Source organism: Cupriavidus consociatus (assembly GCF_017814975.1).
Classification (GTDB): Bacteria; Pseudomonadota; Gammaproteobacteria; order Burkholderiales; family Burkholderiaceae; genus Cupriavidus; species Cupriavidus consociatus.
Genome location: NZ_JAGIQA010000030.1, coordinates 20577 through 35116 on the forward strand (window position 1 = coordinate 20577; position 14540 = coordinate 35116).

At 65.6% G+C, this 14540-nt stretch carries 13 protein-coding genes and 1 pseudogene; 1 reads left to right on the forward strand and 13 read right to left on the reverse strand.

Annotation, left to right across the window (positions count from 1 at the left end; all coding sequences use genetic code 11):
- Positions 1-10: 10 nt before the first annotated feature.
- From J8I82_RS30300 to urtA, 8 genes are all read right to left on the reverse strand, one after another.
- The gene (locus J8I82_RS30300) at positions 11-622 is read right to left on the reverse strand and encodes a HupE/UreJ family protein (RefSeq protein WP_209763220.1); all 612 of its coding nucleotides are present in this window, start codon (positions 620-622) and stop codon (positions 11-13) included.
- Positions 623-671: 49 nt separating this feature from the next.
- Positions 672-974, reverse strand: a complete 303-nt coding sequence (locus J8I82_RS30305; protein WP_209763222.1) for an urease subunit gamma — start codon at positions 972-974, stop codon at positions 672-674.
- 49 nt (positions 975-1023) lie between these two features.
- Entirely contained in the window at positions 1024-1893 is an 870-nt protein-coding gene (locus tag J8I82_RS30310) for an urease accessory protein UreD (RefSeq protein ID WP_209763312.1), read from the reverse strand.
- Between the two features lie 104 nt (positions 1894-1997).
- Complete coding sequence (urtE, locus tag J8I82_RS30315) at positions 1998-2690, reverse strand: urea ABC transporter ATP-binding subunit UrtE (protein ID WP_209763224.1); 693 nt, start codon at positions 2688-2690, stop codon at positions 1998-2000.
- A 2-nt stretch (positions 2691-2692) separates the two neighbouring features.
- Positions 2693-3541 (reverse strand): urea ABC transporter ATP-binding protein UrtD, encoded by an 849-nt coding sequence (gene urtD / locus J8I82_RS30320; RefSeq protein ID WP_209763226.1) that lies wholly within the window; start codon positions 3539-3541, stop codon positions 2693-2695.
- Complete coding sequence (gene urtC, locus J8I82_RS30325) at positions 3538-4746, reverse strand: urea ABC transporter permease subunit UrtC (protein WP_209763313.1); 1209 nt, start codon at positions 4744-4746, stop codon at positions 3538-3540. Before urtC ends, urtD begins: the two co-directional genes overlap by 4 nt.
- Positions 4746-6398, reverse strand: a complete 1653-nt coding sequence (gene urtB / locus J8I82_RS30330) for an urea ABC transporter permease subunit UrtB (RefSeq protein WP_209763228.1) — start codon at positions 6396-6398, stop codon at positions 4746-4748. The genes urtC and urtB overlap by 1 nt, the downstream gene beginning before the upstream one ends.
- A gap of 95 nt (positions 6399-6493) precedes the next feature.
- Positions 6494-7750: an urea ABC transporter substrate-binding protein gene (gene urtA / locus J8I82_RS30335; RefSeq protein ID WP_209763230.1), complete on the reverse strand. Its 1257-nt coding sequence runs from the start codon at positions 7748-7750 to the stop codon at positions 6494-6496.
- Between the two features lie 334 nt (positions 7751-8084).
- Between urtA and J8I82_RS30340 the strand changes: the two are divergent.
- Positions 8085-9366 (forward strand): annotated as a pseudogene (locus J8I82_RS30340) (gamma-glutamyltransferase); the annotation flags it as partial.
- 85 nt (positions 9367-9451) lie between these two features.
- Here J8I82_RS30340 and cyoD read toward each other — a convergent pair.
- The 5 genes from cyoD to J8I82_RS30365 form a co-directional block, all read right to left on the reverse strand.
- Positions 9452-9820 carry a cytochrome o ubiquinol oxidase subunit IV gene (cyoD, locus tag J8I82_RS30345; RefSeq protein WP_209763232.1) on the reverse strand — a complete coding sequence of 123 codons (369 nt, stop codon included), beginning with the start codon at positions 9818-9820 and terminating at the stop codon, positions 9452-9454.
- Complete coding sequence (gene cyoC / locus J8I82_RS30350; protein ID WP_151071395.1) at positions 9820-10461, reverse strand: cytochrome o ubiquinol oxidase subunit III; 642 nt, start codon at positions 10459-10461, stop codon at positions 9820-9822. The genes cyoD and cyoC overlap by 1 nt, the downstream gene beginning before the upstream one ends.
- A 5-nt stretch (positions 10462-10466) precedes the next feature.
- The gene (gene cyoB, locus J8I82_RS30355) at positions 10467-12440 is read right to left on the reverse strand and encodes a cytochrome o ubiquinol oxidase subunit I (protein WP_209763315.1); all 1974 of its coding nucleotides are present in this window, start codon (positions 12438-12440) and stop codon (positions 10467-10469) included.
- Positions 12441-12454: 14 nt separating this feature from the next.
- The gene (cyoA, locus tag J8I82_RS30360; RefSeq protein WP_209763234.1) at positions 12455-13414 is read right to left on the reverse strand and encodes a ubiquinol oxidase subunit II; all 960 of its coding nucleotides are present in this window, start codon (positions 13412-13414) and stop codon (positions 12455-12457) included.
- A 642-nt stretch (positions 13415-14056) separates the two neighbouring features.
- On the reverse strand, positions 14057-14533 hold the full coding sequence (locus J8I82_RS30365) for a MaoC family dehydratase (protein ID WP_209763236.1): 477 nt from the start codon (positions 14531-14533) through the stop codon (positions 14057-14059).
- Positions 14534-14540: the final 7 nt, after the last annotated feature.

Genomic DNA, 14540 nt, shown 5'->3' on the forward strand with positions numbered 1-14540 from the left:
GCGTGCCTCCTCAGGCCACCAGCAGGCCGGCGCCATACAGCGCCACGCCGGCACCGGCGATGCGGGCCAGCCAGCCGGCATGGCGGCGCAGCAGCGTGCCGGCGCCAATGCCGAGCAGGTGCAGCGCCATGGTGGCGACGGCGAAGCCGCCGACGTAGGCCAGCACGGCGGGCATCGCCTCGGCGGTAGCCGGCAGCTCGGCGCCATGCGCATAGCCGTGGAACACCGCAAAGCCGCCTACCAGCACGGCGCCGGCCCAGGCCGGCAACCTGGCGCGCAGCGCCAGCAGCAGGCCTACCACCAACAGCGATGCCGCGATCATCGGCTCGACTGCCGGCAGCGCCATGCCGGCGAGCCCCAGCGCGGCACCGGCCAGCATCAGCGCGACGAAGACCAGCGGCAGGCGCAGCGTATCGGCGGCCGAGCGCGCCACCAGTGCGCTCCACATGCCCACCGCCGCCATCGCCAGCAGGTGGTCGGCACCGGTGAACGGGTGGGCCAGGCCGGCCCACACGCTGGCGCCGACGGAGGCGGCGTCATGGCCGGGGTGCGCCAGCGCGGCGGTGGCGGCAACGGTCAGGGTGGTGCCCAGGGCAAGGCGCAGGCAGGCGGAACGGGTCATGTCGGCTCTCGGTCAGCTTGTTGTTCGGATAGATCGTCGCAGTGCAGGCTCAGACGATGGGATGGTGCACGGTCACCAGCTTGGTGCCGTCGGGGAACGTCGCTTCCACCTGGATCTCCGGGATCATCTCGGCGACGCCGTCCATCACGTCGTCGCGCGTCAGCACGGTGGTGCCTTCGTGCATCAGCTCGGACACGGTGCGGCCGTCGCGCGCGCCTTCCATGATGGCCGCTGTGATCAGCGCCACCGCTTCCGGATAGTTGAGCCTGAGTCCGCGCGCCTTGCGCCGTTCGGCCAGCAGCGCAGCCGTGAAGATCAGCAGCTTGTCCTTCTCTCTCGGCGTCAGTTCCATCGCTTGTTCCTTCTATGTCTTTTGTCTGTGTTGTTAGCCGATCGTGGCCCTACGTCGCCCACAGGCGCAGCGGCCGCGCCGCCACGCCGTGCATCGGCTCGCGCAGCGCGCTCCAGCTGTCGACCATCACGTGGCGCACGGCTTCCATCTGCCGGCCGAGCACGCGCACCAGCAGCATCGACTGGCCATGGGCTGCCACGCAGGTCACGCCCGCGCGCAGTTCCGGGCCGTAGGGCAACCGTTCGGCCAGCGCTTCCGCCAGTTGCTGCGTGGCGCCCTCGCCCACCGCCCACAGCGTGCCCAGCACATTGAGTCCGTCCAGTCCCGCCACCGCGGTGCGCAGCGGCGAATCCGCTTCGAGATGCGACTGCTCGACCCACAACGCGCGCTCGCCCGCACCGATGCGTGTATCAAGCCACAGCACCCCGCGCGCCCATTGCTCGCCCGATGCCTGCCGGCCCAGCACCACGGCATCCCAGCCGATCGCGCTGCCGCCCGGCGCCACGTCGAGCACCGTCGCGATGCGCGCGCGCGCAGCGTCGAACACGATGTTCTCCTGCGGCAGCCAGTCCAGCCGCGCCCCCGCCCCGACCGACAGCCGCACCTGCTGCGCCGCGTCGCGGCCGAGCGACTTGTACCACTTGGTGGCACCGGGCGTGGCCAGCACCGCATGGGCGCCGGCTTCGACCGTCACATCGATATCCAGGCTGTCGCCGCCCGCGATGCCTGCCGGCGGATGCAGGATGACGGCATGGCAGATGCCGCCTTCGGGATAAAGCGGCTTCTGCACCAGCAATGGCCCCTGGTGACGGCGCTCGACCAGCGCGGTGCGTTGGCTGCGTTGTGCAAAGCGCAGCCGCAAGCTGGCCTGCCATGCGGCAGGCACGGCGAGTGACGAAGGAAAATCGGGATGACGCATGGCGTAGCAATGCCGGCGGGCGCGATGGCGGGGGTTGTAGCCAATCATAGCGCGCCCCTTTGACCGTGTGGAAGCGGCGTGCGATGCGCATTTCCCATCCCCCCTTACACGGCGATCAGCTCCCGTACGCCGTCCTGCTCCATGCTGGTCCCGGCACCGCGCGCAACCACCTCGCCCCGGCTCATCACCACATAGTGATCGGCGATATGGCGCGCGAACTCGTAGTACTGCTCGACCAGCAGCACCGTCATGCCGAACTCATCCACCAGCAGCCGCAGCGCGCGACCGATGTCCTGGATGATCGATGGCTGGATGCCCTCGGTCGGCTCGTCGAGGATCAGCAGCTGCGGATCGCTCATCAGCGCCCTGCCGATCGCCAGTTGCTGCTGCTGGCCGCCGGACAGGTCGCCGCCGCGGCGCTGGCGCATGGTGCGCAGCACCGGGAACAAGTGATAGATGCGATCCGGCACACCCGCTGGCCGCGCGCGGCTGGCGGCACCGATCAGCAGGTTCTCTTCGACCGTCAGCCGCGGAAAGATCTCGCGCCCCTGCGGCACATAAGCCAGCCCTGCGGAGACACGCTCATATGGCGCCTTCTTCTCCAGCGGCTTGCCGTCCCAGTGGATGCTGCCGCTGCGCGTCGGCACCACGCCCATCAGGCATTTCAGCAGTGTGCTTTTCCCTACGCCGTTGCGGCCCAGCAGCGTGGTCAGCTTGCCCGCCGGCACGTCGAAGGAGACGTTGCGCAGGATATGGCTGCCACCGTAGAACTGGTTCAGTGCATTGACCTGCAGCATGCCTATCTCCCCAGGTAGGATTCGATCACGCGCTCGTCGCGCTTGACGCTGTCGAGCGTGCCTTCGGCAAGCACGCTGCCCTCGGCCAGCACTGTGACCTTGCCGGCATCGCCGGCCAGCGCGGCGACGAACTCCATGTCGTGTTCGACCACCATCATCGAGCAGCTGCCGCGCAGTCCGTTGAGCAGGCTGGCGAGCTGCATGGTTTCCTCATCGGTCATGCCGGCCACGGGTTCGTCGAGCAGCAACAGCTGTGGCTGCTGCATCAGCAGCATGCCGATCTCCAGCCGCTGCTTCTGTCCGTGCGACAGCAGGCCGGCGGGCCGGTACGCCTCGTCTTCCAGGCCGGTCAGCGCCAGCGTCTCCTCGATGCGGCGATGACCCTCGCCAGTCAGCCGCGCGCGCAGCGACGACCACCAGCGCTTGTCCGCCTTCATCGCCAGCTCCAGGTTCTCCCATACCGCGTGCTGCTCGAACACGGTTGGCTTCTGGAACTTGCGGCCGATGCCGACCTGCGCGATGCGCGGCTCGGTCATCCGCATCAGGTCGATGGTCTGGCCCAGGAACACGCGCCCGCTGACACTGGCGTTGCGCGGGCCGGTCTTGCCGGTGATGACATCCATCATCGTGGTCTTGCCCGCGCCGTTGGGGCCGATCACGCAGCGCAGTTCGCCATGGTCGATCGACAGGTTCAGCTTGTTGAGCGCGCGAAAGCCGTCGAACTGCACGGTGACGTCTTCCAGGTACAGGATCGGGCCGTGCGACACATCGATGGTGCCCGGCTCCAGCACCCGGCCCAGCCCGGTGGCATCGCCGCTTTCGGCCTGGCCGTGTTCGAGTGCCGCGTTCATGCTTCACCTCCGGTGCTGCCCGCCACCGCGGGCGTGGAAACTGGCTCCGGCCCGGATGGCGTCACCGTGGAAGCGCGGCGCTCGCGCAGGCGCCTCCACAGGCCGGTCACGCCGTCGGGCAGGTAGAGCGTCACCAGCACGAACATCGCGCCCAGCAGGAACAGCCAGTACTCGGCGAAGTGGGCGGTGAAGAGCGTCTTGGCGCCGTTGACCACGAACGCGCCGATGACCGGCCCGAGCAGCGTGCCGCGCCCGCCCACGGCGACCCACACCGCCATCTCGATCGAGTTGCCGGGCGACATCTCGCCCGGGTTGATGATGCCGACCTGCGGCACGTACAGCGCGCCGGCGATGCCGCACAGCACGGCCGAAAAGGTCCACACGAACAGCTTGTAGCCAAGCGGGTTGTAGCCGGAGAACATGACGCGCATCTCGGCATCGCGCACCGCTGTCACCACGCGGCCCAGCTTGGACGTGACGATGTAGCGGCAGGCAACAAAGCCGCCCAGCAGCGCCAGGAAGGTCAGCACGAACAGCGCCGTGCGGGTCTGCGGCGCGGCGATGGCAAATCCGGCGATGCGCTTGAAATCGGTGAAGCCGTTGTTGCCGCCGAAGCCGGTCTCGTTGCGGAAGAACAGCAGCATCGCCGCATACGTCATCGCCTGCGTGATGATGGACAGGTACACGCCCTTGATGCGCGAGCGGAAGGCAAAGAAGCCGAACAGCCACGCCAGCACCCCCGGCACCAGCACCACCAGCAGCAGCGCATAGCCAAGGTGGTCGGTGCCGTGCCAGAACCACGGCAACTCCTTCCAGTCGAGGAACACCATGAAGTCCGGCAGGTCGCTCTTGTACACGCCTTCGCGCCCGATCGAACGCATCAGGTACATGCCCATGGCATAGCCGCCCAGCGCGAAGAACAGGCCATGGCCGAGGCTCAGGATGCCGCAGTAGCCCCACACCAGGTCGAGTGCAATCGCCGCCAGCGCAAAGCACATGATCTTGCCGACCAGCGTCAGCGCGTAGGCCGACAGGTGCAGCGGATGGCCTTCCGGCACGAGCAGCGCGCACACCGGCACGCCGATGCCGACGATCACGGTCAGCACCGCCAGCGCCATCCAGCCGCGCGGCGAGAACAGCGACTGGCGTTCCGGCACGGCAAGCCGGAAAGGCGTCGCGGAAGAGTCAGGTTGGAATCGCTGCATCATGCCTCCGCGCTGCGCCCCTTGAGCGCGAAAAGTCCCTGCGGCCGTTTCTGGATAAAGAGCACGATCAGCACCAGGACAAAGATCTTGGCCAGCACCGCGCCATAGAACGGCTCGATGAACTTGTTGATGATGCCCAGCCCGAACGCGCCCACGATGGTGCCGGCCAGCTGCCCCACCCCGCCCAGCACCACCACCATGAATGAATCGATGATGTACGCCTGGCCCAGGTCGGGACCGACATTACCGATCTGCGACAGTGCACAGCCGCCGAGCCCGGCGATGCCGGCACCAAAGGCAAAGGCGTAGCTGTCGACCTTCCAGGTGCGCACGCCGACGCACGCCGCCATGGTGCGGTTCTGCGTGGTGGCGCGCACGAACAGCCCCAGCCGCGTGCGGTTGAGCACCGCCCACGCCACTGCCACCACCGCCAGCGCGAACAGGATGATGACCACGCGGTTGTACGGGATCACCAGTCCCGGCATCCATTCGAAGCCGCCGCTCATCCATCCGGGGTTGGCCACTTCCACGTTCTGCGCGCCAAACAGCGTGCGCACCGCCTGCATCAGCAGCAGGCTGATGCCGAAGGTGGCCAGCAGCGTTTCGAGCGGGCGGCCGTACAGGTGGCGCAGCACCAGCCGCTCCAGCACGAAGCCCACCACCGCCGCCGCCAGGAACGATGCCGGCAGCGCTGCTGGCAGGTACCACGCGAACGCCTCCGGCGCATAGGTACGAAACAGCGACTGCACCACATAGGTGGCATAGGCGCCGATCATCAGGAACTCGCCGTGCGCCATGTTGATGACGCCGATCAGGCCATAGGTGATGGCCAGGCCCAACGCGGCCAGCAGCAGCACGCTGCCCAGGCTCAGGCCGGCGAACAGGTTGCCGATCAGCTCGGCACGGCGCTGGTCGCCGCGCAGCTGGTCCAGCGCCTGCTGCGCGGCCAAACGCACGTCGGCATCGGCTTCGCGGTAGTTGCCGGCGCTGTCGCGCTCGACCAGCGGCGCCAGCTTCTGGCGGCTCTGCGGGTTGCTGTCCCTCGCAAGGATGCGGATCGCTTCGAGCCGCGCATCGTGCGCGGCGGGATTCGCGCCATCCGCGGGCTCCGCCAGCACCAGGTTGGCCCAGATCACGTCCAGACTGGCGCGCAGGCCGGCATCGGCCTCGGCCTTGCGCGCGGCTTCGACGGCGGCAAGCGAGGCGCTTTCCGGCTGGTCGCGCAAGGTGCCGATGGCCTGCGCGCGCGCCGCGATGTCGGGCGATTGCAGCAGCAGGCTGCTGGCGGCGCTGTCGACCAGCGCGCGCAGGCTGTTGTTCAGGGTCAGGGATTCGAGTTCGTCCGGCTTGACCGTGACCGGCTTGCCGGTGATGGCGTCGACCACCTTGTCGCCATCCTGGCGCACCATGCCGACCGACGGCGCATATTGCAGCGTGTCGTCCTGCAGGGCCTTCAGGATCGGTGCGGCTTCGGCGGGCGATGCCTTCGCCAACGCGGACAACGCCGCGGTCTTGGCATCGAAGTCGTCTTCGGCCAGCGGCTTCAGGTCGGCCTGCGTCAGCGCCATGGCCCAGGGCGCTGAGGCCAGTAGCAGCGCTGCCACCAGGGCGCGCAGCCAGGGCATGGCCGTTCGGGATATTGGATAGCGCATAGGGCTGGCAAGTGCGAGAGTGTCGGCAGACTGGGTGTTTTCTCCCCTCTCCCGCGAGCGGGAGAGGGGAGAAAACCAGCGGCAGATGAGCTGGCTTACATCACCTTGTCCGGCTTCCCTTCATTGCCCGCGATGAACGGGCTCCACGGCTGCGCGCGCACTGCCTTCGGCGTCTTCCACACCACCGAGAACTGGCCGTCGCCCTTCACTTCGCCGATCATCACCGGCTTGTACAGGTGATGGTTCTCGCCCATGGTCAGCGTGAAGCCATCCGGCGCCTTGAAGGTCTGGCCGTACATCGCCGCGCGCACCTTGTCGGTATCTGTGGTGCCAGCCTTCTTCACCGCCTGCGCCCACATGTGGATGCCGACGTAGGTGGCTTCCATCGGATCGTTGGTCACGCGCTTGTCGCCGCCCGGCAGGTTGTTGGCCTTGACCCAGGCCGCCCATTGCTTCCTGAAGGCGTCGTTCTGCGCATTCTTGACCGACATGAAGTAGTTCCACGCTGCAAGGTGGCCGACCAGCGGCTTGGTGTCGATGCCGCGCAGTTCTTCCTCGCCCACCGAGAACGCCACCACCGGCACGTCCTTCGCCTTCAGGCCGGCGTTGCCCAGTTCTTTATAGAAGGGCACGTTGGAATCGCCGTTGATGGTGGAGATCACCGCGGTCTTGCCGCCCTGCGAGAACTTCTTGATATTGGCGACGATGGTCTGGTAGTCGCTGTGGCCGAACGGGGTGTAGACCTCTTCGATGTCCTTGTCGGCAACGCCCTTGCTCTTCAGGAAGGCGCGCAGGATCTTGTTGGTGGTGCGCGGGTAGACGTAGTCCGTGCCAAGCAGGAAGAAGCGCTTGGCGCCGCCGCCTTCCTTGCTCATCAGGTATTCCACCGCCGGGATCGCCTGCTGGTTGGGCGCGGCGCCGGTGTAGAAGACGTTCCTGGACATTTCCTCGCCTTCGTACTGCACCGGGTAGAACAGCAGCGAGTTCAGCTCTTCATAGACCGGCAGCACCGACTTGCGCGACACCGAGGTCCAGCAACCGAACGTGACCGCGACCTTGTCCTTGCTGACCAGCTGGCGCGCCTTTTCGGCGAACAGCGGCCAGTTGGAGGCCGGGTCCACCACCACCGGCTCGAGCTTGCGGCCGAGCACGCCACCGCTCTTGTTGATCTCGTCGATGGTCATCAGGGCCACGTCTTTCAGCGACGTTTCCGAGATGGCCATCGTGCCGGACAGCGAGTGCAGGATCCCGACCTTGATCGGTTCCCTGGACTGCGCCATGGCCAGCGGGCTGGTACCGATCATTGCTGCGGCGGCGATGGCCGACAGCTTCAGCATGTCACGTCGTTGCATTTGCAGCTCCCGTTTGTGGTGTTAGTAGGGACTACGCTCCCCGGGGTGATGCATTTGCAACTAGCGTGCCACCGGTTTCGGGCCGCAACCCGCCCGCCCGGCGCGGCGCGCATGGCTTTACCGGGCCGCGAGAACCCTCACGCACCACGAGCGTGCAGCGCAGGTCGGCACTGAGACAGTGCAACAGCAGAAATGGGAGCAGTGACGGTGCATGGTGCACGCGAGCGGGTCGCGGCCATGCGCCAGAATTGATCGTGCCGCCCGCACCGGTCCGGCGGCGAGGACGGTGCGCGGCTTGCCAATGGCGACACCCGGCGCGGAAGTAAGCGGAGGTTTGCTGAACCTGTTCGAGCCGCAGTCCTCCGGCATCGGCGGCGGTGCCTTCATCATGCACTACGACGCGACGACCAGGGCGGTGACCGCCTACGACGGCCGCGAGACCGCCCCGGCTGGTGCCGACGAAAACTACATCCGGTGGAAGTCGGCCACCGACCAGACCGCACCGGCGCCCAACGCTGTCCGCAGCGGCCGCTCGATCGGCACGCCCGGCACGCTGCGCGTGCTGGAACTGGAAGCGCACGGCGGTCTGCACCACCTACCGCCAGTACGAGATCTGCGGCATGCCCCCGCCCTCCTCCGGCGGCATCGCGGTTGCGCAGATCCTGGGCATCGTCGAGAACTTCGACATGGCCAGCCATGGCCCCACGCTGGTCGACCAGAATGGCGGCCGGCCCAGCGTGCTGGGCGCGCACCTGCTGGGCGAAGCGGGACACCTCGCCTATGCAGACCGCAACAAGTACGTGGCCGACACCGACTTCATCGGCCTGCCGGGCGGCAACTGGGACACCATGCTGAACAAGCCCTACCTGAGCCAGCGCGCCGCGCTGATCAGCACCACCGGCGTGCTGACCACGCCGGTGGCGGCAGGCAACCTCGGCGACGTGCCGCTGTCGCCGTCGTTCGTGCAGGAGCGCGGCACTACCCACCTGTCGCTGCATGACAAGTACGGCAACGTAGTGGCGATGACCACCACCATCGAGTCGGGGCTGGGGTCGTACCACATGACCAACGGCTTCCTGCTGAACAACGAGCTGACCGACTTCAATGCCGCGCCTGCCGTGGGCGGCGTGCTGGTCGCCAACCGCGTGCAGCCGGGCAAGCGGCCGCGCAGCTCGATGTCGCCGACGCTGGTGTTCAAGCGCAATGCCGACGGGTCGCGCGGTGACTTCTACATGACCACCGGTTCGCCCGGCGGCGCGACCATCATCCAGTACGTGGCCAAGACGCTGGTGGCGGCGCTGGACTGGGGCATGGACGCGCAGCAGGCGGTGTCGATGATCGACTTCGGCGGCAATAACGCGAGCGCGGGCTCGCCCATGATCGTCGGCGGCGAGCACCCCAATGTCGACCTCAGCGTGCCGTCCGGCGGACTGGCGGGCGACAACGACCCGCTGGTCAAGGGCCTGCGCAACCTTGGCCACACGGTGAACACCGCCGCGCAGTCGAGCGGCCTGAGCGCGATCATCCGCACCATCATCTGCGGCTCGGCGGTGCTGGTGGGCGGCGCCGACCGGCGCCGCGAAGGCGTGGTGCTGGGCGATACGTTCAAGCCTTGACGCCTTGGCCGCAGTCGCAGCAAAAAAACGGGGCCCCTCGCGGGGCCCCGTTTTTCGATGCCAGGATGCCAGGACAGCGCAGTCCTTACATCGGCATCATGTTGGCGTTCAGGTTGTACATGATCCACAGCGAACCCGCCACCACGATCACCAGGATCAGCGCCGTGAAGAGCAGCGCGATCACATTGCTGCGCTGGTCGGACGACGTGTCCAGGTGCAGGAAGTACTTCAGGTGGACCAGGATCTGGACCGCGGCCATGCCGAGGATGATCCACAGGATCGTGCCCTTGTCCATGCTGCCGTCCATCACCAGCTTGAACGGGATCACGGTCAGGATCACCGCCAGGATGAAGCCGATCGCGTAGCCCTTGAAGCTGGCGTGCGTGCTGTGCGAATCGTGCGCGGCATGCGCGTCATGGGCGCCGTGCGCCGCCGGTGCGTTGTGTTGTGCCATCACAGATGTCCCATCAGGTAGACCACGGTAAACACGCCGATCCAGACCACGTCCAGAAAGTGCCAGAACAGCGACAGGCACATCAGGCGCTTGCTGAGCGTCGGGGTGATGCCCTTCTTGCCCAGTTGCCACATCAGCACGATCATCCACAGCATGCCGCTGGCGACGTGCAGGCCGTGGGTGCCGACCAGCGTGAAGAACGACGACAGGAACGCGCTGCGGCCCGGGCCGGCGCCTTCTGCGATCAGGTGATGAAACTCGTTGATTTCCATCGCCATGAACGCCGCACCCAGCAGGAACGTCACGCCGAGCCAGGTCTGCACGTGCTTCAGGCTGCGGTTCTGCAGCGAGATCATCGCCATGCCGTACGTGATCGAGGAGAACAGCAGGATGAAGGTCTCCACCAGCACGTAGTTGAGCTCGAACAGCTCCTTCGCCGACGGCCCGCCCGCCAGTTCGCCGCGCAGCACGGCGAAGGTGGCGAACAGCCCGGCGAAGATGATGCAGTCGCTCATCAGGTAGATCCAGAAGCCATACACCGTATTGGCACTGGTATCGTGGTGCGCATGGTCATGGCCATGCGCGTCAGCGTGGGCCGAGGCGCCCTGCGCGGGGATGCGGTCTAGGACTTGAGTCGACATGGTTCTTAGGCCTGCGAAGCAATGCGCTGCAGATGGCGCGTTTCGATCTGCTCGACCTCGGTGGCCGGCACGTAGTAGTCGATATGGTCGTCGTTGCTGCGGTGGATGAACGCCCACACCATGCCCACCAGGCCAACGATGGCCATCCACCAGATATGCCAGGTCAGGGCAAAGCCGAACACCAGGCTGAAGGCGCCGATGATGAAGCCCGCGCCCGTGTTCTTGGGCATGTGGATCTTCTCGTAGCCTTCGGTCGGCAGGGTCTCGCCACGGGCCTTCATGTCGGCGAACGCGTCCAGGTCACGCACCACCGGGGTGTGCGCGAAGTTGTAGAACGGCGGCGGCGAAGAGGTGGCCCACTCCAGGGTACGGCCGCCCCACGGGTCGCCGGTCACGTCGGCCAGCTTCTTGCGGTCGCGGATCGAGACGACGATCTGCAGCACCTGGAAGAAAATGCCCAGCGCCACGAACACCACGCCCACCACGGCCAGGCACAGCCACGGCGTCCAGGCCGGGTTGTCGGTGTGGTTCAGGCGGCGGGTCATGCCCATCAGGCCCAGCACGTACAGCGGCATGAAGGCGAAGTAGAAGCCGACCAGCCAGCACCAGAAGGCGCACTTGCCCAGGCGCTCGTTCAGCGTGAAGCCGAACGCCTTCGGCCACCAGTAGGTGATGCCGGCCAGGTAGCCGAACAGCACGCCGCCGATGATCACGTTGTGGAAGTGGGCGATCAGGAACAGGCTGTTGTGCAGCACGAAGTCGGCAGCCGGCACGGCCATCAGCACGCCGGTCATGCCGCCGATCACGAAGGTGATCATGAAGCCCAGCGTCCACAGCACCGGCGAGGTCATCTGGACCCGGCCGCGGTACATGGTGAACAGCCAGTTGAAGATCTTCACCCCGGTCGGGATGGAGATGATCATGGTCGTGATGCCGAAGAATGCGTTGACGTTGGCGCCCGAGCCCATCGTGAAGAAGTGGTGCAGCCACACGATGAACGACAGCACCATGATCGCGGCGGTCGCGTACACCATGCCCTTGTAGCCGAACAGCTTCTTGCCGGAGAACGTGGAAATCACTTCAGAGAAGATGCCGAACGCCGGCAGGATCAGGATGTACACCTCGGGGTGGCCCCAGATCCAGATCAGGTTCACGTACATCATGGCGTTGCCGCCACCGTCATTCGTGAAGAAGTGCGTGCCCATGTAGCGGTCCAGGCCCAGCAGCGCCAGGGTCACGGTCAGCACCGGGAAGGCGGCCACGATCAGCACGTTGGTGCACAGCGCGGTCCAGGTGAACACCGGCATGCGCATCAGGGTCATGCCCGGGGCGCGCATGCGCAGGATCGTCACCAGGAAGTTCACGCCGGTCAGCAGCGTGCCCAGGCCCGAGATCTGCAAGCTCCAGAGGTAATAGTCCACCCCTACACCAGGGCTGTAGTCCAGGCCCGACAGCGGCGGGTAGGCCAGCCAGCCGGTCTTGGCGAATTCACCGACGCCGAGCGAGACGTTGACCAGCATGGCGCCCGCCACGAACAGCCAGAACGACAGCGTGTTCAGGAACGGGAAGGCCACGTCGCGCGCGCCGATCTGCAACGGCACGACCAGGTTCATCAGGCCGGTCATCAGCGGCATGGCCACGAAGAAGATCATGATCACGCCGTGGGCGGTGAAGATCTGGTCGTAGTGCTCGGGCGGCAGCACGCCGGTGGCGCCATTGGTGGCGAGCGCCAGCTGGGTACGCATCATGACCGCGTCGGCAAAGCCGCGCAGCAGCATGATCAGGGCGACCAGGCAGTACATCACGCCGATCTTCTTGTGATCGACGGACGTGAACCACTCGTTCCAGAGATAGCCCCACTTCTTGAAATATGTGATCGCGCCCAGCAGCGCGGCACCGCCCAGGGCGACGCCGGCCAGCACGACCATGATGATCGGCTCATGAAACGGAATCGCCGACAAACTCAACTTGCCAAACATCATTGCTCCCAGGATTACGCGCCCGCCGGCTTGGCCGGCGTGGTCATCGACAGCTGCTCTTCGCCGAGGGTGTTGCGCGACGTGCAGATCGGGCCGCCCTTGAACCCGTCCGCGGCGACTGCCGTGCCGCTGTGGCCCATGTACTTGTGCAGGATGTTGTGGAAGAGCTGGTCTTCCACCTTGCCGTAGTACGTGACCGGCTCCTTCTCGCTGGGCTGTGCCAGCGTCTTGTAACCGTCAACGCCCAGTTCGGTCGACGAGGCGCGGACCTTGGCGACCCAGTCGTCGAACTCGTAGTTCGACATGGCGACCGCCTTGAACTTCATGCCCGAGAAGCCGCCGCCGCTGTAGTTGGCGGACACGCCGTCATACGAGCCGGCATGGTTGGCGATCAGGTGCAGCTTGGTCTCCATCCCTGCCATGGCGTACACCTGGCTGCCCAGTTGCGGGATGAAGAACGAATTCATGATCGAATCCGAGGTGATCTTGAAGTTCACCGGGGTGTCGACCGGGAACGCGATCTGGTTGACCGTGGCGATCTTCAGTTCCGGATAGATGAACAGCCACTTCCAGTTCAGCGCGACCACCTCGATGGTGACCGGCTTCTTGTTCGATTCCAGCGGCTTGTACGGGTCCAGGTCGTGCGACGACTTCCAAGTGATGATGCCCAGCGCGATGATGATCAGGCAGGGGATCAGCCACACCACCACTTCGATCGCGGTCGAGTGCGACCAGTCCGGCTCATAACGCGCCTTGGTATTGGACGCGCGGTACTTCCAGGCGAACACCAGCGTGAGCACGATCACCGGCACCACCACCAGTAGCATGAGCCAGGTAGCGATCAGGATGATGTTCTTGATGTCGACGCCGACCTGCCCTTTCGGGTCGAGCAGCGTCATGTTGCAGCCGGCCAGCAGGAGCAGGCCGAGGCAGGGCAGGAACCGCGTCCAACGCGGCAGTATGGGTTTCTTCATGTCACGACTGGTTTGGTTACACCGCGCTTTGGGCAAAAGCGTGGCTAAACCGCCTGATGCTCGCGCAAGAGGCGTGGGGCTATGGGAAAACCGGAAGGACGTGTCCTTAGCTGGCGTTGCGGTCGGGCGGCGGATCTAACGCCGGAGGACCATGCGGCCTTGCAACGCCATGAACACGGAAGGACAACTGACTGCGCGCGCTGCAGGCCCTGTGGGACCTTGCCGGCGCTGCGGCACCTGGTGGCCGAAACCGCGAACGGTCCCGGCTCAGTACAGCGGCCGGGTAGCGTTGGAGTACGAGGTTTTTGCACTTCCCGACGGACTCGCCTTCAGTGACCTGGTGGCAAGCGCGGTTTTCGGCCGGGGAGCGCAACACGTAAAACATCGTGGGCGCGAATGTACCGCAACGCAACATTGAGGGTAAACCCAACGCCACAGAACACAGAGTTCAGATAAACGGACAATCATGTGCTGTCGTCGCATCGCAGCACTTGATTGCCGTCAAGATCACAATTTCGACTATAAATATGCACAAAGCCGCGCATTGGCGCGGCTTTGTGGGTGCGGCATTGTTGTGTGGCATATTGTCGCAGTGCACCAGAAACTTTGTCGCACGACAACCTCACACGGCAATTTCCCAGGTCATCCGTAACGGCGGGAAATCGACTCCGCGACACATACCGGACGGTCGCTGCCCTCGCGCTCGATCGTCACCTCCCAGGTGGACTGGGCACCCGCCAGCTCCGGCGACTTCGGCAGCGGATCGAGCCGTTCGACCTTGAGCAGCTTGATTCGTGCCCGCAATTTGCTGCCCACCGGCACGGGCGCAGTGAATCGCACGCGGTTCAGGCCGTAGTTGACGCCGATCTTCGACGGCATGTGCAGCGCGTTATGCATGAACTTGGGCAACAGCGACAGCGTCAGGAAGCCATGGGCGATCGGGGCGCCATAGGGCGACTCCTTCTTGGCGCGTTCCACGTCGACGTGGATCCACTGGTGGTCGCCGGTGGCCTCGGCAAACTGGTTGACCTGCTGCTGGGTCACCTCCATCCAGTCGCTGACCGCGACTTCCTGCCCCTGCAGGCCTTCCAGTTCTTCCAGCGTTGCGATGGTACGCATTTTGGTT

Bases quoted from the DNA above. Each gene is read 5' to 3' on its own strand.
- cyoA (WP_209763234.1), bottom strand. From the start codon at position 13,414: ATGAAGAAACCCATACTGCCGCGTTGGACGCGGTTCCTGCCCTGCCTC.
- J8I82_RS30365 (WP_209763236.1), bottom strand. From the start codon at position 14,533: ATGCGTACCATCGCAACGCTGGAAGAACTGGAAGGCCTGCAGGGGCAG.
- urtD (WP_209763226.1), bottom strand. From the start codon at position 3,541: ATGAACGCGGCACTCGAACACGGCCAGGCCGAAAGCGGCGATGCCACC.
- cyoD (WP_209763232.1), bottom strand. From the start codon at position 9,820: ATGGCACAACACAACGCACCGGCGGCGCACGGCGCCCATGACGCGCAT.
- urtC (WP_209763313.1), bottom strand. From the start codon at position 4,746: ATGCAGCGATTCCAACCTGACTCTTCCGCGACGCCTTTCCGGCTTGCC.
- J8I82_RS30305 (WP_209763222.1), bottom strand. From the start codon at position 974: ATGGAACTGACGCCGAGAGAGAAGGACAAGCTGCTGATCTTCACGGCT.
- cyoC (WP_151071395.1), bottom strand. From the start codon at position 10,461: ATGTCGACTCAAGTCCTAGACCGCATCCCCGCGCAGGGCGCCTCGGCC.
- urtE (WP_209763224.1), bottom strand. From the start codon at position 2,690: ATGCTGCAGGTCAATGCACTGAACCAGTTCTACGGTGGCAGCCATATC.
- urtB (WP_209763228.1), bottom strand. From the start codon at position 6,398: ATGCGCTATCCAATATCCCGAACGGCCATGCCCTGGCTGCGCGCCCTG.
- J8I82_RS30300 (WP_209763220.1), bottom strand. From the start codon at position 622: ATGACCCGTTCCGCCTGCCTGCGCCTTGCCCTGGGCACCACCCTGACC.
- cyoB (WP_209763315.1), bottom strand. From the start codon at position 12,440: ATGTTTGGCAAGTTGAGTTTGTCGGCGATTCCGTTTCATGAGCCGATC.
- urtA (WP_209763230.1), bottom strand. From the start codon at position 7,750: ATGCAACGACGTGACATGCTGAAGCTGTCGGCCATCGCCGCCGCAGCA.
- J8I82_RS30310 (WP_209763312.1), bottom strand. From the start codon at position 1,893: ATGCGTCATCCCGATTTTCCTTCGTCACTCGCCGTGCCTGCCGCATGG.